The organism is Halalkalibacter suaedae (assembly GCF_017939705.1).
Taxonomy (GTDB): domain Bacteria; phylum Bacillota; class Bacilli; order Bacillales; family Bacillaceae_D; genus Halalkalibacter; species Halalkalibacter suaedae.
This window is the reverse complement of record NZ_JAGKSQ010000006.1, coordinates 39,118-56,465: the sequence shown is the minus strand read 5'-3', so window position 1 is coordinate 56,465 and position 17,348 is coordinate 39,118. Positions and strand designations below refer to the sequence as shown.

Sequence of the window (17,348 nt, the reverse complement as noted above, 5' to 3'; positions counted from 1 at the left end):
GGATTTCCATTTGCCCTTATGTCCTGCAGGAGTCGGCCCGCCCATCCCGTCCGCTTTGAAAGAGGAAGAATTGTAGTTTACTTCCTTTTTAACATCTTCTTACTCAGGTGACTGAATACTGCTGGAGTTTGGGGGATTAGTGGATGCTGTATTATAAATACCGGAGTATCTGACTTTTTGATACAATTAAATAAATTAATATATATACAGAGGTGAGAAGATGAAGGTTGTAATGTATCAGATGGATATTATTCCTGGGAAGCCAGAGGAAAATTGTAAGAAGGTAGAGAACTGGGCGGAGGAGGTCTGTAATAGTGTAAATCCAGATATACTTGTCTTACCTGAAATGTGGACGACGGCTTATACTCTTACTGAGTTAGAAACGATTATTCAAGAGCTGGATACAGATATTGTCTTGTTCCTTCAGGGGATTGCTAAGAAGCATATGGTGAATTTAGTTGCGGGTTCTATTGCTGTTAAGGAGAATGGAAAGGTGTATAATCGTGCGTTGGTTATTGATCGTCATGGTGAGCTAATATATCAATATGACAAAATTCACCTCGTTCCAATGCTAAAGGAGCATCTCTATCTTGATGGTGGAAAGGAAGCTGGAACCGTATTTGAGTTGGATGGATACAAAATGGGCCTCATGATTTGTTATGACCTTCGTTTTCCAGAATTAGCACGTTCGCTCGCATTACAAGGTGCAGAAATTATTTTTGTTGTTGCAGAATGGCCATCAGCACGTGAGCTTCACTGGAACATCCTACAAAAGGCAAGGGCAATTGAGAATCAAGTGTTTGTTGCTAGCTGTAATCGGGTTGGAATATATGATGGGGTCGAATTTGCTGGTCAATCACAAGTGATCACACCATGGGGAGAAAGCCTATCTGTTGGTTCAAGTTCTACGGAAGAAACCTTAACTACCAGCTTGGATATGAGTACTGTCAAAAAAATTCGAAGTGAGGTCCCAGTTTTCAATAGTCGTGTCCCAAGCTTGTATAAGCATCAATAATCTTGATGGACTTGAAAGATCTCGTCTTTTGTAAGGTGTTCTAAAGGCGAGATCATGTCCATCATTTGAAATGGTTTTACTGATGACTAATAACCCATTTGAAAAACTCTTCAGTAGTAAGAAGCTGTTGTATTGTTTTGAGACTATCAATCATCGTAGGCCTATTTTTTTTTATTTCATTGAGCATTTTTTTCTTTTTCTTTTCATGGAGAATCCAAGCCAAAAGCTGACGATAAGAGATAAGTGGTAAATTCGTTTTTCCTTGATAATAATGTTGGATTAGTAGAAATGTAAAATCAATTTGTAGCAAGTCATTTGCAAATCCAATAGAGTCTATATGTAGTTTAGTTTGGAGAGTGTCTTTCATTTTAATTGAATGCGAGCCAAGCTGTTGGAGTGCTTCCTCCATTTTGTCGAATTCCTCATTTATATAAAATTTACGGGTGCGATATAGCTTATAAAAAAATTGAGGTTCCTCATTAAGAAAAAAGCCCTTAACATCTTTATCGACATATCCTTGTTTATGAAGTCTTAACAAATCTAAATGCTTGTACTTCCTCATCGAAAAAATAGTCTCTAACGATGTGGTCATATCCTTTCCTTGCTGAAAAGGGATGGATGTTGATTGTATGGTTGGAGAGTACTGATGTAGGAACTATATTTGTTATGTCTAAATCTCCTATAGAAAGCAACCTTTATTCCCTGATTAGATGCGAATTTCGCTATTTGCTTCACTATATTCGACATAAATTCCTCCATTCATGATCGTTCAGTGTCGTAAGAACGTTTATCTAATTGTACATCATGTATAATATTTGTCTATGCATTTGAAGATATCGCTTATAAATAATTAGAGGGTTGTCGTAAAAAGGACTTCGACCTTTTTGCAACAACCCCACCTTGTAAGTCCTTATTTATTTTCAAAATATAAATTGGCCAGAACATGTGCTTTATATCGTTCGATTTTCCGACCTTCAATATAGCGAATCCCTAAGTCTTTTAATTTCTGAACATACCAGCCCTTCGTTCCAACGTACATTAAGCTCACCCTTTCAGCATAAATAATAAAACGAGTGAGCAATATATCTGCTCACTCGTTACTTATTTCATCTTATGCAAAAGGGTGAAAAAAATGATACGAAATTACTTTTGACTAATGGAAATGATGTTCGTATCGTTTAGCTTTGCATTTCTGTTAAGGATTTCAACAAACTCACCTTCAGCTAAGTTTGTGAAGACGATCGGTGTAATAATTGATGTTGCATTTTCTTTAATATAATCAAGGTTAAAGTTTAAAAGCTCTTGTCCTTGTTTGACTTTATCTCCTTGTTCAACAAGTGTTTCAAAGCCTTCTCCCTTTAAGTTGACTGTATCAAGACCAACATGAATTAAGATTTCTTTTCCTTCTTCAGAAAGGATTCCAATTGCATGCTTCGTAGGGAATAGGTTAACAATTTCTCCATTAACAGGTGAGACAACCTTTCCTGCTGTTGGTTCAATTGCAAATCCATCACCCATCATTTTGCCAGCGAAAACTTGGTCTGGAACCTCTGTAATTGGAAGGACTTTCCCTTCAAGTGGTGCATTAAAAGCAATATTTCCTGCAACTGCCTCTGTTTGTTTAACGTCCTCAGTTACTCTAGCTGGAGTACGTCCACTAATAATATCTTGCATCTGTGTTTTAATTTGATCCGAACGTGGACCAAAGATTGCTTGGATGTTATTCCCCATTTGCATGACACCAGAAGCACCTAATTTTTTCAGTGTATCTTTTTCAACTTTTGAGACATCATTCACACTAATACGAAGTCTAGTGATACAAGCATCTAGATTAGAAAGATTTTCCTTTCCGCCTAACGCTTTTAAGACGTCGTAAGGTAGGTCAGAAACTGAACCAGCTTGAGCAACTTCTCCCGTTTCGTCTTCTGCAACTTCTTCACGTCCAGGAGTCATTAAATTGAATTTCTTGATCGCAAAGCGGAAACCGAAGTAATAAATAAGGGCGAACACTAAACCTACTGGAATAACAAGCCACCAATCGGTTCGACCTGGTAAGACACCATAAAGTAAGAAGTCAATGACCCCACCAGAGAATGTCATACCGATTTTAACATCAAGCATATGCATGATCATAAATGATAACCCAGCAAAAATAGCATGGATACCAAACAAGACTGGTGCAACGAATAAGAAACTAAATTCAAGTGGCTCTGTAATACCAGTTAAGAATGAAGTGAGGGCTGCTGAAAGCATGATCCCAGCAACAACCTTCTTTTGAGCTGGACGAGCACAATGATAAATAGCAAGTGCAGCTGCTGGAAGACCGAACATCATGAATGGGAATTTACCAGTCATAAAGGTACCAGCTGTTAATTCTGCTCCATCTCGAATTTGAGCAAAGAAGATTTGTTGATCCCCACGAACGAGGTTTCCAGCTGCGTTTGTATACGTACCGAATTCAAACCAGAATGGTGAGTAGAAGATATGATGCAAACCAAATGGAATTAACGAACGTTCAATCACACCAAAAATAAATGCTGCTAACGTACGGTTTGAATCAACCATGATATGAGATAAACCGTTCATTCCTAATTGAACTGTTGGCCAGACAAAATGTAGAAGCACACCTAGTAATAGAGCGAAAAATGCAGTTGCAATAGGAACAAAGCGTTTCCCTGCAAAGAACCCTAAATAAGAAGGTAACTCAATATTAAAGTATTTGTTATACATATAGGAACCCAGTAACCCGGCAAGAACCCCACCGAATACCCCGGTACCCAGTGTTGGGATTCCGAGTACTAACTGATATTGAGGATTTTCAGCGTTAATCATCTCCGCTGTGATTCCTCCTGTAACTCCCATCGTAACATTCATAATTAAATATCCGATGATTGCGGCAAGACCTGCAACACCATCCCCATTAGCAAGACCGATTGCAACCCCAACTGCAAATAACAGTGGTAGGTTTGCGAAAACGATATCCCCCGCATTTTGCATGATGCTTGCTAGCATCACAACCCAAGTTGCTTCTAAAGCAGGGATGGCTGAAGTGATATCAGGATTTTGAAGAGCATCTCCAAATGCTAAAAGAATACCTGCAGCTGGTAATAATGCGACAGGAAGCATTAATGCTTTACCAACACGTTGGAGAACTCCAAAAGATTGTTTAAACATGTTTTTTCCCTCCTATTAAAATTTTGGAATTTGATAAAAATGCAACAAAAAAGGCATGAGTGGAAGAGATTAGCACAAATAACAGGAGAATCCTCTCCTTAACATGTGCAATCTCTCTTCCTCTCATGCCTGCATAACCAGTCACACGGTAAAAGAATGATTGATAGTATATTATTTTTTCGACAGACGCTGTAGATGTAGTGTTAAGTATACTGCTTCCGCATCTGGAACCGCTTTCCGCAGAGTCTGTTGCATGATCTTCATCAGTTTCCACGACAAATTGTAGCACAGTGGATATTCGGTCTGCAATACCTTTTTTAATAATTCTTGGTTGTCAATATAATCCTCAGTTTCAATACGTTCAATTGCATGGTGAAGATGACGAACTAAGCGTAGATAGTTAATATCGTTAGGATCAATTGATAATTTCAACGACTCTTCAACAACCTGAATCAATTCACCAATTAATCGAGTGTGTTTGTTTACTTCTTGCAATGAACGCCTCGACAATGCACTATGAATATGCAAAGTAACAAAGCCGATTTCTCCTGATGGAATTAAAATATTTAACTCGCGATTGATATACGCAATAAGTTCAGTAGCAACTGCATATTCTTTCGGATAGGCGAGCTCTGTTTCTTTTAAGAAGGGATTCGTTATATCCAGTCCTTGTTTGACTCTTTTGACAGCATAAAATAAGTGATCAGTTAGTGCGATATGGATATGTTCATATAGAGTAACTGAGAATCTTGCTTCGACAATTTTGATTAAATCATCCATGATACCAATAAACGATTCATCAATATAATCAAGCAGCTGCTTATATTGCTCCTGCTCCTTCGTTTCCTTTAGTACAAAGAACTTCTCAGCAAGTGTTTCTGAAACTGTTTCACCTATTTTTTTCCCGAAGCCGACTCCCTTGCCAATTAATACAACCTCACCGTACTGGGAGTCATCTGCGACAAGAACATTGTTATTTAACACCTTTTTAACAGATAACATGAAGACCCTCCTTCCGCATTTTATGTCGAAATTTCACTAATTTATATGATAGCCAGAAAGCATGAAAGCGTCAATGATTATAACCTTGATCTTTAGGGGATTTTGTGAATAAAACGGAAGTGACTTATCTCAAAGCTTCGATTCCGGTCATTGTCGTAGATTGGATCAGATAAAAACAGCCTAAACAAATGGTTTTCCTGAGATGAAAGCTATATAATTTTAACTAGATTGTTGTTGTACTGTTACAGAAGGGGAAGTGTTTATGGATCATTCTAATCAAGGAGATCGTCCTATTTTACTTTTTGATGGTGTCTGTAATCTTTGTAATGTTGTTGTCGATTTTATTTTACGATATGAGGTAGATTCACGCTTTTTATTTGCTTCATTACAATCAGATAAAGGGAAAGAATTAACAGAGAAATATCATCTTTCTAAAGATATAGATTCTGTAATCGTAATTAAGAGTGGTTCCGCATACTGTCACGCGAATGCTGTTTTTCAAGTATTAGATGTATTGCCATGGTATTTTAGAATAATAAAAGTGTTCAAAATCCTTCCAAATAACCTATTGATTGCTGGTTATAAACTAATTGCAAAAAATCGGTATCGCTTCTTTGGAAAGAGAGAGACTTGTCGTTTACCAAAGAAAGAAGAGAGAATGCGATTTTTAGGTTGATTGAATAAATGTTAGTATTTTTCATTTTAGTCTGAACATTCGACGTGTTATGATAAGGGTAGTCGAAATTGTTATTCTTTCTTATAGCCGGTTTGCATATTATAAGAATAAGAACGAAATGAACGGCTATGGTAGAAAAGATAGAAACATATTTAGGGAGGGAATCATTAGATGGAAAAGAAACAAGTTGAGGCTTATTTTGAAAAACGAGTGCAGGAGGCCAAACGTCAATTTGAGCGTACGGTTGATTGTAAGCATACTGAATTTGATGATCTCTACCCATATATGACCGAACAACCACAATTCTTTTGGTATAAACGATATGTGGCATGGCAGGAATTACTGACGGTTGTTCAAACTGCTGAAGATATGGATGTCTCTTGGGAGAGTATCTTTCTAGAGAAGCAAGCAGATTTTGTAAAACAAAGAGTCTTAGATGCGAAAGTCTTAGATGATTGGTATGAAGAACAAGAAAAATTTGAAGAAGCTGAATCAAAAAATGAATAATATATCGACTCGTTCAGTAGTTACAGACTGAACGAGTTTTTTTTATATGATGATCTGATTCAATATGATAACAACTAAGCTACGAATTGAATTCTTAGTTAACGGTTATGTGTGAATCCTTGTGCTGATAAATGCCGTCTAATTTGTCACCAATATCCTCTTCAATTTCTGATGTTGTTGGTAGAGAATCATAGCTCTCTACGATCTTAAATGATTGGAGACATAAAAGGTGGTATGGGTATTTTTCACCGAGATCTTCGATAAGGGCATAAAGTTTGTTGCCTTTTGTACTAATCAGATCTCCCGGTTCTTGCACAGAGCGTTTTCGATTAATAGTAATATTCATGCCAATCACCTCTTTTTTCTTCCATTATCGGAAAAAGAGCAGAGATTTATTCGCTATTAAGAAGAAAAATATAGTTGAGCCTGTAGACGATCTCGTTGAAATGAGACAATCGACAGGCCTTTTTATATGACTTGATTTTTGGTGGCTGCTGAATTCGTTTATCAACTTACTTATTCTCTGCGTTAAACGTAATTTCAACAGTTGGAAATTGCTTATTTTTTGTTTTTGTGGTTTGCACGATTGGAACCATTATCAATCATTTCACTTGCTACACCTTCGTTGAACAATGTCTCAGTTGGAGTTTGGTTATTTGTAAGAGCTTTGTCTTTTTGTGGTTGACGTTTCTTCATAATTAATCCCTCCTATTATTGTCTATAAAACGTTTCACTGTTACTATTTCATTAGAAGGAAAAATATATTCAAGAGGTGTCACTTTGGCTAAAAAGAAGTATTACGTTGTTTGGAATGGTCGTAAAAACGGAATATATACAACATGGGCTGAGTGTGAAGCTCAGGTGAAGGGTTTTACTGGGGCGAGATTTAAATCATTTCCTACAAAAGAAGAAGCAGAACAAGCATTTTCAGACGGGAAGCCAGCATCATCAACAAAGAAAGCAAAGAGTGTGACAACAGAAGCGAAATCAACGGACGAAATTGAATGGGATAGCATTTCCGTAGATGTTGGATGCAGGGGAAATCCTGGAATTGTTGAGTACAAGGGTGTAGACACAAAGACAGGAGAAATTCTTTTTTCACATGATGAAATTGAAATTGGTACAAATAATATGGGTGAATTTCTAGCAATTGTTCACGGATTAGCTTATCTTCAGAAACAAGACAGCTCGAGAACAATCTATTCTGATTCAATGACCGCGATAAAATGGGTCAAGCAGAAAAAGGCAAAATCTACGTTAGAGCGAAATGCGAAAACAGAATACATATGGTCGTTAATGGACCGTGCAGAGCAGTGGCTTCAGACAAATCGCTATTCAAACAAAATTGAAAAATGGCAAACAGTTGAATGGGGAGAAATTAAGGCTGACTATGGTAGAAAATAATGTCTCTTCTGAAAAAATATAGTGAAATAATTTTCTAACTGTCTTCATTCAAGTCATTCTTGTTAGGAAGTGAATAGGATGAACATTCTTGAAATCCAGAAATTCTTTTTTGAAAAAGGTCAAACGAGAAACATTGATTTTCGAATAGAACAATTAGAGATGCTGAAAAAAGCAATAAATTCATATGAGGATCAACTGTTAGAGGCTCTGAAAAATGATTTAAATAAGACATCGGAAGAAGCTTTTTTGACGGAAATCGGGCCCGTCTATCAAGAAATTACTCATATGATTAAGCATTTACCAGATTGGGCGAAAAGAGAAAAGGTGAAAACAGCTCATTCTCATACCGGCTCAAAAGGGTATATTTATCACGAACCCCATGGTGTGTGCTTAATTATTTCACCGTGGAATTATCCGTTTCAACTAGCTGTTGCCCCACTTATTGGTTCTATTGGTGGTGGCAATTGTTCTGTGTTGAAGCCATCGGAGTTAACCCCTCATACATCGGCAGTTCTTTCTAAAATGCTAAAAGAACATTTTAATGAAGAATATATTACAGTGATTGAAGGCGATGCCGAGACGAGTCAAGCCCTGTTAGCACAACCGTTTGATTATATTTTCTTTACAGGAAGTGTGGCGGTTGGTAAAAAGGTGATGGAAGCCGCAGCTAAGCATTTGACTCCTGTCACGCTAGAATTAGGTGGGAAAAGTCCAGCAATTGTCGACAAGACTGCTGATTTACATTTGTCGGCAAAACGTATTGCATGGGGGAAATTTATAAATGCAGGCCAAACTTGTGTAGCTCCTGATTATGTCTATGTCCATCAAGAGGTCGAGCAGGAATTCATGAGATTGTTAAAAAAACATATCAAACAACTGTACGATCAAAGCTGGGACAAAGAGCGTTACCCGACGATCGTTAGCAAACGACATTATGAGCGACTTGTTGGTTTTTTAGATGATGGTCATATCGAAATTGGTGGAGGCGTTCAGGAGGAAAGGCTCGCAATCATGCCAACAGTAGTGACTGGTGTTAGCTGGGAAGCACCTGTAATGCAGGAGGAAATCTTCGGTCCGATTCTTCCACTCTTTTCTTACTCAGACTTAAATGATGTGATTGTGAAAATTAGAGAGATGCCGAGTCCTTTAGCACTTTATGTGTTTACAGAATCTAAGGACGTAGAAGAAAGATGTATTCATCAGCTACCATTTGGTGGTGGCTGCGTAAATGATACAATTATGCATTTGGCTACTCCTTATCTCCCATTTGGAGGTAAGGGTACAAGTGGAATGGGAGCCTACCATGGGCATGAAAGCTTTCGATCATTTACAGTGAAAAAAAGTATTTTGAAACAAACGACTAAATTTGATTTACCCCTACGCTATAAGCAAGGGCCGCTTGTGATGAAGCTACTTAGGAAATTGTTTATGAAATAAGCGTTTGTTTAGTTATTAATAGAAGAAAAGGTCGGGACATAACTAAGTGTGTAAATGAAAATACCGAAGAAATCAGTGACTTAGCGGATGAAATATACGTAGACTCCTGCGGGATGCAAAAGCCAAAGGTGAGACCCCGCAGTGCAAAGCACGAGGAGGCTCACCGGCTTCCCGCGGAAAGCGAAGTATATTTCAGGAGCGGTGTTGCTACACAGTCTATGATTTTGGGGCTTTTCATTTAATTGAGTCACATTTGTCCAGGCCTTTTTCTATCCTCCAAAAAAGAAGTCAATCACATTTGATGTTTTAGACATTTGACTATTATAAAGCTCGGAATAACCGCAGTTTGTGCAGTAGACGACAAGAAATTTATTGTTTTGGACGTCAAACATTTTAGAGAGTCCCGTCCCTGTCGTAGCAATCTCCTTCGTTTTCGCTTCGGTATGACCACATTTCAAACAACCTTTTTTGCTCATTTAAATCCCTCCAATCTGTGTTGCTTATTTATACGAATGAAAATCTAATAAGTTTCAGTGTTGTCAGTAAATTTGGGTTAGACTATAATAAAGAAGTCTATTTATTTAGTTTTACGAAATAAATAATAGAGTACATAATAGGAGGTCTCTTAATGAAACTTGATGGTCAAACATATCCATATCCCTCTAAACGTAATGTTATATATGGCAGAAAGGGAATGGTCGCGACATCTCAACCTTTGGCTGCTGAGGCTGGATTAGATATTTTGAAAAAAGGTGGAAATGCAATTGATGCAGCCATTGCTACGGCGGCTTGTTTAACTGTAGTTGAACCGACCTCGAACGGAATTGGTTCTGATTGCTTTGCACTTGTATGGGTAGATGGTAAATTGCACGGACTTAATGGAAGTGGCCAAGCACCGGCTGCACTTACTATTGAAGCAGTGAAGCAATTAGGTCATGAGAAGGAATTACCTAAGTTTGGAATGGTCCCCGTAACCGTTCCTGGAACTCCGAAGGCATGGGCTGAATTATCGAAAAAATTCGGTAAATTACCTTTGACAGAGGTTTTAGCTCCAGCAATTGAGTACGCTGAAAATGGATTTCCTCTTTCGCCGACATTAGCGAATTATTGGAATCGTGCTTATAAGGGCTATTCAAAAGTATTTAAAGGAGAAGAGTTCAAGCATTGGTTTGAAACATTTGCTCCAGAAGGAAAGGTTCCACAAGTAGGTGACATATGGAAATCGCCTGGCCATGCAAGAACACTCCGTTTGATCGCTGAAACGAATGCAGAAGCTTTTTATACAGGTGAATTAGCTGAAGAAATTGATTCGTTCTTTAACGAATATGGCGGCTTTCTTAACAAGGAAGATCTGGCAGCATATGAGCCTGAATGGGTTGAACCAATTAGTATAAACTATCGCGGCTATGATGTTTGGGAAATCCCACCAAACGGTCAAGGACTTATTGCTTTAGAAGCCTTAAATATTTTAAAAGGATTTGAATTGACTGAAAAGGAAGCAACCGAAACATATCATAAGCAGATTGAAGCGACAAAGCTTGCCTTTATTGATGGAATGAAATACATCACAGATCCGAGTGAGATGAAGGTAAAGGTGGAGGATTTGCTTTCAGATGCCTATGCAAGTGAGCGTCGCAGCTTGATTGGTGATGAAGCAATTACGCCAGAGCCTGGAACTCCGCCAAGTGGAGGGACGGTCTATCTCGCAACAGCAGATGGTGATGGCAATATGGTTTCCTTTATTCAAAGCAACTATATGGGCTTTGGCTCTGGTATTGTCGTGCCTGGTACAGGGATTGCAATGCAAAACCGAGGTCATAATTTCTCGCTAGATCCAAGTCATGATAATGCCTTAAAGCCGGGCAAGAAGACGTACCATACCATTATTCCAGGATTTTTAACAAAGGGTGATCAGGCTGTTGGTCCATTCGGTGTTATGGGTGGATTCATGCAACCACAAGGTCATCTGCAGGTTGTTGTTAATACTGTTGATTTTGGACTTAATCCACAATCGGCTCTAGATGCACCTAGATGGATGTGGTCAGAGGGTAAGACGGTACATGTTGAGCGTCACTTACCAGCCCATATTGCTGAGCAACTAGCAGGTATTGGTCATGATATTAAAGTGGCACTTGAAGGAGGCTCGTTCGGCCGTGGGCAGATCATTTGGCGTGATCCTGAAACAGGCGTCATGTCTGGGGGTACTGAGTCGAGAACGGATGGTCATATCGCGGTTTGGTAGGTGAATAAAAAGTGCTGCAATTCTGTAGTTCGTATAAGTCCTACAGTGGTTGCAGCAGCCCTGCTAATTAGTATTATGTTTGAATTACAACTTCAAGCCAGTTCTACTCTTGAAGCGGCGTAAAAGGATATGGCTTTCGACACGGGTGATGCCTTTTAGAGCGTAAAGTTCTTCGTTAATAAAATGTTCGAGCTGTTCAAAGTCTTCAACAAGAACATGCATATGCAATGTGCTTGGACCAGTCATTTGATAACAGCTTGCGACTTTTTGGTTTTCAGCTAATGTCTCTGCAACGGAGACGAGGGACGTTGGTTCACAATCAACTTCAAAAAAGGCAGAAACCTTTTTTCCGATCTTATCGGAATTAATCACGACACTGAACTTTTCAATGACTTCTTCGTCAATTAATTGATTGATACGTTCTCTAATGGCGACTCTAGATAAGCCTAGTTCTTTAGCGATATCGACATAGGACATGCGACCATTTACCGTAAGTAGCTCTAGAATTCGACGATCTGTTGCATCTATTTTCACTTTGTCATCACACCTTTAGTATCGTTGTTTTTCTATTATAAACAATCCTAGTAGCAGGGAATAGGTCTTCTTTGTACTAGTCATAGAAATAGTCATAATCTATATGTTACTACAATTATAACTTGGAGGTAATTATTAATGAAATATCCAGAGGTATGGGAGCTTTCTTCGATTTTTAAAGGAGGAAGTGAATCTGAAGAATTTAAAGCTTTTGTCAAGGAAACAGACGAATTGCTAGAAAAGTTGGAAGCTAAAATAGGAGAGCAGGAAGCCACAATTGAACATTTAGAGGCAACTATTGTTGAAATCCAAAGCTATATGCAGCGAACAAGACAAGCCGGTGCCTTCATTAGTTGCTTAACTGCACAGGATGTTAAGGATAAGCAAGCAACATTATGGCAAGGTAAAATGACTGAGCAGAGAACGAAGCTGAGTGCAATCTGGGGTTCGATTGAGGAAGATTTGGCTGCTCTGTCTGCAGAAAAGTGGAACGAATTAATCTCAAGACCTGCGTTAAATGGAGTAACCTTTAATTTGGAAGAACGTCGACAACAGGCAATGGAGAAGCTACCACCTGCAGAGGAGAAATTAGCTGGTCAATTAGCGATCGATGGGTATCATGCTTGGGGTAATGTCTATAACGAAGCAGTTGGACGTATGCAAGTTCCATTTGAAGAAAACGGTGAAGAGAAGCTGCTTTCTGCAGGACAATTGCAAAATCGTCTAAATAGTGATGACCGCGCTGTACGTGAGAAAGCATTCGATGTGTCTGAGCAGGCTTGGGCAAAAGAATCCGATCTTTTCGCATCAACATTAAACCACTTAGCTGGATTTAGACTTAATTTGTACAAAGCACGAGGGTGGGAAGAAGTTTTAAAGGAACCACTTCAAATTAACCGGATGCAGGAAAAGACTCTATCAGCAATGTGGGATACGATTACTGAAAATAAGCCTAAATTTTATGATTTCATGGCTAGAAAAGCAAGTCTTCTAGGTGTGGATAAGCTTGCGATGCATGATGTGTCGGCACCTCTTCCAGTTGAAGGTGATGCAACGATCAGCTATGAGGATGCTTGTGATTTAATTATTAAGCACTTTAAGCCACTTAGCCCGAAGCTTGCTACCTTCACAGAGGGGGCACTGCGTGATGGCTGGATCGAAGCAGAAGATCGTGCTGGTAAGCGTCCGGGGGGATTCTGTACTTCATTTCCATTAACAAAGCAATCAAGAATTTTTATGACGTACGACGGGACTATGGCCAATGTTGCTACATTAGCCCATGAGCTAGGACATGCATACCATAGCCATTGCCTAAAGGATATGGAGCCATTTGCACAGCAATATGCAATGAATGTTGCAGAAACAGCATCAACATTTGCTGAAAATATAATTGGTGATGCACTCGTGAAAGAGGCTCCGACAGAAGACGTGAAGATTGCTCTTCTTGAGAGCAAGATCTCAAGATCATTAGCATTTTTCATGAATATCCATTCTCGTTTCTTGTTTGAAACACGATTTTATGAGGCTCGCAAAGAAAAGCTCCTTTCAGTTGAAGAGCTAAATAGCCTAATGACCGAAGCCCAAAAAGAAGCATATGGAAACCAACTTTCAAATTACTCACCGACCTTCTGGGCATCAAAGCTTCATTTTCACATTACAGGTGTTCCATTTTATAACTTCCCGTATACATTCGGTTACCTATTTAGTCTTGGTATTTATAAAAAAGCACTTGAAAAGGGAAGTTCATTTGAAGATGATTATATTGCCTTACTTCAAGATACGGCAAGTATGACAGTTGAAGATCTGGCACAGAAGCATTTAAATGTCGATCTTACAAAACCAGACTTCTGGCAGGAAGCGATTGACGTCGTTCTTGCAGATGTTGACGAATTTATGGCGTTAACAAGCAAAGTGAAATAGCTAAAAAAAGATGGCATTGGTTGAAAAACCAGTGCCATCTTTTTTAATGTGTTGTTTTTTCTTGACGTAAGTATCGTTTGTCCTTCATAAATAATCTCCAGAACCAAATGAATACTGGGACGAGGACCGCCATTCCGATGCCATAGCCAATAAGTAGTGAATGGAACATGGTCTCATTCGTAAAGGCATCATAGATTGTCACATCAGGATAGAGAAAATAAGGCATATGGGCTGAGCCATAAGCGAAGCTAGCAAGACCAAACTGCAAGGCGATCAGGAGTACCGCAGCACGAGGTTGACCGATCGATACTTTCTTTGATGGCCACCATAGTGCGCTATAGCCTGCAGCAAAAGCGAATAATGATAAAGTGAACCAATGCCACTCATTAGCCATATTCTCAAACATCCAAAAGGCATTAGGAATAAGTGTGAAGATAGCACTAACTGCAAAAACAAGAGTGATCGGTCCTAAAATAATCGCATTTTTTCGGTAGACATGGTACGTCTCTTCAGAACCAGATTCCCTCGCATAGTCACTTAACAGTAAGGAAGAGAGAAATAATTCAGTGCTAAGTCCAAATCCGATATGGGTGTAAAATGTTGGACTTGAGAACAATTGATCGAGGAGAACATATTGTCGATCACCAACCACCTCGATAAATCCGCCGATCGCAGCAGGCAAAATACTTATCAGCAGAGCTGGAATAAGTAAGCCAGTAATCCCTGAAATAAGAACGAGCATATTCGTATACTTTTGAACCGAATAGGAGTAAACCATGAAAGCACTGCGAATTGCCAGGAAAAATAAAACGAGACAAAACGGAACAATCATAATTGTGCCTAAGGATGATGCCCCGTACGGGAAAAAGCCAACGAAAGCAACGACAAGTAATACTAAAAAGACGTTTGTGACTTCCCAGGAAGGGGATAAATACCGATTCGCTACACTTGCCGCTTTTGTATCTGTTCGTTTTCGGTAATACATTGCCCAGAAGCCAGCACCAAAATCAATCGACCCGGCAACGGCATAAATAAATAGGATGACCCAGAGGATGATGATCGCTAAATAGACGTCCTGCAATGTTCTAACCTCTTTCTATAAGTCGAGTTTAGTTTATACCTAATTCCTTCGAGACAGGGTTTCTGTAGAAATAGAAATGCATAACAAGACCTGTAATGACGAGAAGCACTAGGTAAAGGGAGAGGAATAGAACTAGTAACATTCCTAAGTTGCCCGAGTTCGTTGCAGCTTCCCCTGTACGTTGAATACCATAGATAGTCCAAGGCTGTCTCCCTGTACAACTGAAGATCCAGCCCGTTTCAATTCCAATCATAGCTAATGGTCCTGAAGCAACAATTCCTGCTAAGAGCCAGCGTGGGAATGGTTTCTCTTTTTTTCGAAGAATAAACCAGAATAGCCATGCAATAGCTGCTAAGCCAAGTAGTGAAAAGCCGATCCCAACCATCACATTAAATAAAGTGTGGACAAATAGAGGTGGCCATTCATCCTGTGGATAATCATATAGTCCTCTTACAACACCATCTGTAGACCCGGTAGCGAGCCAGCTTAGCATTCCTGGTATTTCAATACCTCCTACAACTCTACCTGCGATAGGATCAGGAGTCCCCATAATCGCCAGAGGTGCATTTGACTGGGTTTCAAATAGCCCTTCTGCTGCTGCAAGTTTTACCGGGAGATACTCATGTAACATTTTCGCCGTGTCATGACCATTATTTGCGGTGAAGATTGACATCACTAGAGCAACCCCAAGTGAAAGCATCATACCTTTACGGTGATAAGCTGTTTCTCTTTCGCTAAGCCCGCCTCGGAATAATTTATAAGCGGCAACAGCAGCTAAGACAAATGCTCCTGCCATATAGGCAGTTCCGATGACGTGCAATGCCGTTACGTAAACACTAGGGTTAAAGACCGCGGCAATCGGATCGACATTGGTTACTTGCCCATTAGCTGTTATATCGAAGCCTCTCGGTGTGTTCATCCAAGCATGTGCATCCGTAATTAAAATGGCTGATGCCGATGCACCTAATGCAACAAAGAACACACTAACAATCCGCATGGTTGCCGAAAGTCGATCAGCGGCATACACATAAATAGATAGAAATAAGGCTTCAAGGAAGAAGGCAAAAATCTCAACCTGAAATGGAAGTGCAATCACTTGCCCAACAATTTCCATATAACCAGGCCATAAAAGCACGAGCATAACCCCAACAATTGTTCCAGAGGGGATGGCAACACCTAATAAGATGGCGACACCCTTTGTCCAGCGCTTGGCAAGTGTCCCGTAATCCGGATCCTTACTAATTAGCCTCATCACCTCTGCTAACAAAATCATCAAAGTTATTCCAACACCAAGAGTAGCAAAGATAATATGAAAAGCCATCGACGAACCAAATAACATGCGTGCAAGCATAACAGTATCCATATGAACCTTCCTTTCGGATATGTAACAGATGATTGTGCGTTTATACTTTGCGTAAACATGATTGGTTCTATTCACTATATCTTCCAAGTCCATAAAAAAAAGAAGCCCCATTGATCAAGGAAAGTGATTTAGGATTTTCTCCCCATCTCGATTTCCTTTAATCTTCAGAGCTTCTATATTATTTATTATTTTGATTATCATTCGTCTTTGTTTGACGATCGTCTAAACGTTTATCAATGGCTTCCATTGCTTTTGGATCATTTAGTAATTGGTTTTTATTTTGCTGCATTAGTTCTTTAAATGATGTGGTTTGTCTTCTCATTAAAACGGCACCACCTTTTTAAGAAAATTTTGATATTTTAATTGTACCAGATGTACGCCAAAAATAAATATAAGAATTGTAACAATTTTTTGAATAGAAAGTGATATCGCACTTTCATTTGACATAATTTATAACAAAGGAAAAGAAGAGGTGAATGACTTGTATTTTCGGCCGTTTCAACGAAATATAAATCCTGAAGACCTTTTATCATTAATTAATACGGAAAGTGCAGATGTATTAGAAATTGATTTTCTGTCATTATTAGCAAAGCGAAGAGAGGAACGTCGAATTTGGAGTCAGATCCTTGAATTACGAAAAGATGAGTATGAGACGCTTAAAAGGCTGTACACAGATTTAACATCAAGCAAGCCAAAGGTGAACCAAGAGATTTTCCAGCCTCCTGGTAGTTACCAAGAAGGTGTAGAGAACCAGTTGCAACGGCATAAGAACAGAGAACAAAAATTATTAAAATTAAAAAATGAAGCGGAAGATCCGAATACGCTAGAGACAATAAATAATTTAATTGGCATGATTGAATACGAAGAGAATTTATTAGAACAAATTGGTACAAACTAAACAAAGAAAAATGATTAATATCCTATTTACAAAGACAGATATTATTGTTAGAATATTTTTAACATTAAAAATCAAATCAAATATTTTTTTAAATA

General features: G+C 38.9%; 19 protein-coding genes. 8 read left to right on the top strand and 11 right to left on the bottom strand.

Going from position 1 to position 17,348, the window contains the following annotated elements; translation table 11 throughout:
- Positions 1-220 precede the first annotated feature (220 nt).
- Positions 221-1,015: a carbon-nitrogen family hydrolase gene (locus tag J7W16_RS14915; RefSeq protein ID WP_210598119.1), complete on the top strand. Its 795-nt coding sequence runs from the start codon at positions 221-223 to the stop codon at positions 1,013-1,015.
- 76 nt (positions 1,016-1,091) lie between these two features.
- Here the strand turns inward: J7W16_RS14915 and J7W16_RS14910 are convergent, their stop codons facing one another.
- The 4 genes from J7W16_RS14910 to glcT form a co-directional block, all read right to left on the bottom strand.
- Complete coding sequence (locus J7W16_RS14910; RefSeq protein WP_210598117.1) at positions 1,092-1,577, bottom strand: hypothetical protein; 486 nt, start codon at positions 1,575-1,577, stop codon at positions 1,092-1,094.
- A 348-nt stretch (positions 1,578-1,925) separates the two neighbouring features.
- Entirely contained in the window at positions 1,926-2,054 is a 129-nt protein-coding gene (locus J7W16_RS14905; protein ID WP_210598116.1) for a YflJ family protein, read from the bottom strand.
- 104 nt (positions 2,055-2,158) lie between these two features.
- Positions 2,159-4,189: a glucose-specific PTS transporter subunit IIBC gene (ptsG, locus tag J7W16_RS14900; protein ID WP_210598115.1), complete on the bottom strand. Its 2,031-nt coding sequence runs from the start codon at positions 4,187-4,189 to the stop codon at positions 2,159-2,161.
- A gap of 171 nt (positions 4,190-4,360) precedes the next feature.
- Positions 4,361-5,191: a glucose PTS transporter transcription antiterminator GlcT gene (gene glcT / locus J7W16_RS14895; RefSeq protein ID WP_210598114.1), complete on the bottom strand. Its 831-nt coding sequence runs from the start codon at positions 5,189-5,191 to the stop codon at positions 4,361-4,363.
- A gap of 262 nt (positions 5,192-5,453) precedes the next feature.
- On the opposite strand from glcT, the gene J7W16_RS14890 reads away from it, so the two are divergent.
- Both J7W16_RS14890 and J7W16_RS14885 read left to right on the top strand, forming a co-directional pair.
- On the top strand, positions 5,454-5,867 hold the full coding sequence (locus tag J7W16_RS14890; RefSeq protein ID WP_210598112.1) for a thiol-disulfide oxidoreductase DCC family protein: 414 nt from the start codon (positions 5,454-5,456) through the stop codon (positions 5,865-5,867).
- Positions 5,868-6,038: 171 nt separating this feature from the next.
- Positions 6,039-6,374, top strand: a complete 336-nt coding sequence (locus J7W16_RS14885) for a hypothetical protein (RefSeq protein ID WP_210598111.1) — start codon at positions 6,039-6,041, stop codon at positions 6,372-6,374.
- A gap of 94 nt (positions 6,375-6,468) precedes the next feature.
- Here J7W16_RS14885 and J7W16_RS14880 read toward each other — a convergent pair whose 3' ends face one another.
- Positions 6,469-6,720, bottom strand: a complete 252-nt coding sequence (locus tag J7W16_RS14880; protein WP_210598110.1) for a hypothetical protein — start codon at positions 6,718-6,720, stop codon at positions 6,469-6,471.
- Positions 6,721-6,932: 212 nt separating this feature from the next.
- On the bottom strand, positions 6,933-7,070 hold the full coding sequence (locus J7W16_RS14875) for a hypothetical protein (protein WP_210598109.1): 138 nt from the start codon (positions 7,068-7,070) through the stop codon (positions 6,933-6,935).
- An 84-nt stretch (positions 7,071-7,154) separates the two neighbouring features.
- Between J7W16_RS14875 and rnhA the strand changes: the two genes are divergently transcribed.
- Both rnhA and J7W16_RS14865 read left to right on the top strand, forming a co-directional pair.
- Positions 7,155-7,778 carry a ribonuclease H gene (gene rnhA / locus J7W16_RS14870; protein ID WP_210598108.1) on the top strand — a complete coding sequence of 208 codons (624 nt, stop codon included), beginning with the start codon at positions 7,155-7,157 and terminating at the stop codon, positions 7,776-7,778.
- Between the two features lie 78 nt (positions 7,779-7,856).
- Positions 7,857-9,215, top strand: a complete 1,359-nt coding sequence (locus tag J7W16_RS14865; RefSeq protein WP_210598107.1) for an aldehyde dehydrogenase — start codon at positions 7,857-7,859, stop codon at positions 9,213-9,215.
- 269 nt (positions 9,216-9,484) lie between these two features.
- Here the strand turns inward: J7W16_RS14865 and J7W16_RS14860 are convergent, their stop codons facing one another.
- Positions 9,485-9,691 carry a zinc ribbon domain-containing protein gene (locus tag J7W16_RS14860; RefSeq protein WP_210598106.1) on the bottom strand — a complete coding sequence of 69 codons (207 nt, stop codon included), beginning with the start codon at positions 9,689-9,691 and terminating at the stop codon, positions 9,485-9,487.
- 152 nt (positions 9,692-9,843) lie between these two features.
- On the opposite strand from J7W16_RS14860, the gene ggt reads away from it, so the two are divergent.
- A complete protein-coding gene (gene ggt / locus J7W16_RS14855) occupies positions 9,844-11,457 on the top strand; it encodes a gamma-glutamyltransferase (RefSeq protein WP_210598105.1) in 1,614 nt (537 codons plus the stop codon).
- 84 nt (positions 11,458-11,541) lie between these two features.
- Here the strand turns inward: ggt and J7W16_RS14850 are convergent, their stop codons facing one another.
- Positions 11,542-11,991: an Lrp/AsnC family transcriptional regulator gene (locus J7W16_RS14850; RefSeq protein ID WP_210598104.1), complete on the bottom strand. Its 450-nt coding sequence runs from the start codon at positions 11,989-11,991 to the stop codon at positions 11,542-11,544.
- Between the two features lie 138 nt (positions 11,992-12,129).
- On the opposite strand from J7W16_RS14850, the gene J7W16_RS14845 reads away from it, so the two are divergent.
- A complete protein-coding gene (locus J7W16_RS14845) occupies positions 12,130-13,911 on the top strand; it encodes a M3 family oligoendopeptidase (protein ID WP_210598103.1) in 1,782 nt (593 codons plus the stop codon).
- Between the two features lie 43 nt (positions 13,912-13,954).
- On the opposite strand, the gene J7W16_RS14840 is transcribed toward J7W16_RS14845, so the two are convergent.
- The 3 genes from J7W16_RS14840 to J7W16_RS14830 form a co-directional block, all read right to left on the bottom strand.
- Positions 13,955-14,992 (bottom strand): cytochrome d ubiquinol oxidase subunit II, encoded by a 1,038-nt coding sequence (locus J7W16_RS14840; protein ID WP_210598102.1) that lies wholly within the window; start codon positions 14,990-14,992, stop codon positions 13,955-13,957.
- Positions 14,993-15,020: 28 nt separating this feature from the next.
- Positions 15,021-16,355: a cytochrome ubiquinol oxidase subunit I gene (locus J7W16_RS14835; RefSeq protein ID WP_210598101.1), complete on the bottom strand. Its 1,335-nt coding sequence runs from the start codon at positions 16,353-16,355 to the stop codon at positions 15,021-15,023.
- Positions 16,356-16,533: 178 nt separating this feature from the next.
- Positions 16,534-16,677, bottom strand: coding sequence for an FbpB family small basic protein (locus J7W16_RS14830; protein WP_210598100.1), 144 nt, complete (start codon positions 16,675-16,677; stop codon positions 16,534-16,536).
- A 150-nt stretch (positions 16,678-16,827) separates the two neighbouring features.
- Here J7W16_RS14830 and J7W16_RS14825 point away from each other — a divergent pair, with 150 nt between their 5' ends.
- Positions 16,828-17,253, top strand: coding sequence for a hypothetical protein (locus J7W16_RS14825; RefSeq protein WP_210598099.1), 426 nt, complete (start codon positions 16,828-16,830; stop codon positions 17,251-17,253).
- The last annotated feature ends 95 nt before the right edge of the window (positions 17,254-17,348 follow it).

Coding starts and splice junctions, on each gene's coding strand:
- J7W16_RS14915 (WP_210598119.1), top strand. CDS start 221: ATGAAGGTTGTAATGTATCAGATGGATATTATTCCTGGGAAGCCAGAG.
- J7W16_RS14910 (WP_210598117.1), bottom strand. CDS start 1,577: ATGAGGAAGTACAAGCATTTAGATTTGTTAAGACTTCATAAACAAGGA.
- J7W16_RS14905 (WP_210598116.1), bottom strand. CDS start 2,054: ATGTACGTTGGAACGAAGGGCTGGTATGTTCAGAAATTAAAAGACTTA.
- ptsG (WP_210598115.1), bottom strand. CDS start 4,189: ATGTTTAAACAATCTTTTGGAGTTCTCCAACGTGTTGGTAAAGCATTA.
- glcT (WP_210598114.1), bottom strand. CDS start 5,191: ATGTTATCTGTTAAAAAGGTGTTAAATAACAATGTTCTTGTCGCAGAT.
- J7W16_RS14890 (WP_210598112.1), top strand. CDS start 5,454: ATGGATCATTCTAATCAAGGAGATCGTCCTATTTTACTTTTTGATGGT.
- J7W16_RS14885 (WP_210598111.1), top strand. CDS start 6,039: ATGGAAAAGAAACAAGTTGAGGCTTATTTTGAAAAACGAGTGCAGGAG.
- J7W16_RS14880 (WP_210598110.1), bottom strand. CDS start 6,720: ATGAATATTACTATTAATCGAAAACGCTCTGTGCAAGAACCGGGAGAT.
- J7W16_RS14875 (WP_210598109.1), bottom strand. CDS start 7,070: ATGAAGAAACGTCAACCACAAAAAGACAAAGCTCTTACAAATAACCAA.
- J7W16_RS14865 (WP_210598107.1), top strand. CDS start 7,857: ATGAACATTCTTGAAATCCAGAAATTCTTTTTTGAAAAAGGTCAAACG.
- J7W16_RS14860 (WP_210598106.1), bottom strand. CDS start 9,691: ATGAGCAAAAAAGGTTGTTTGAAATGTGGTCATACCGAAGCGAAAACG.
- ggt (WP_210598105.1), top strand. CDS start 9,844: ATGAAACTTGATGGTCAAACATATCCATATCCCTCTAAACGTAATGTT.
- J7W16_RS14845 (WP_210598103.1), top strand. CDS start 12,130: ATGAAATATCCAGAGGTATGGGAGCTTTCTTCGATTTTTAAAGGAGGA.
- J7W16_RS14835 (WP_210598101.1), bottom strand. CDS start 16,355: ATGGATACTGTTATGCTTGCACGCATGTTATTTGGTTCGTCGATGGCT.
- J7W16_RS14830 (WP_210598100.1), bottom strand. CDS start 16,677: ATGAGAAGACAAACCACATCATTTAAAGAACTAATGCAGCAAAATAAA.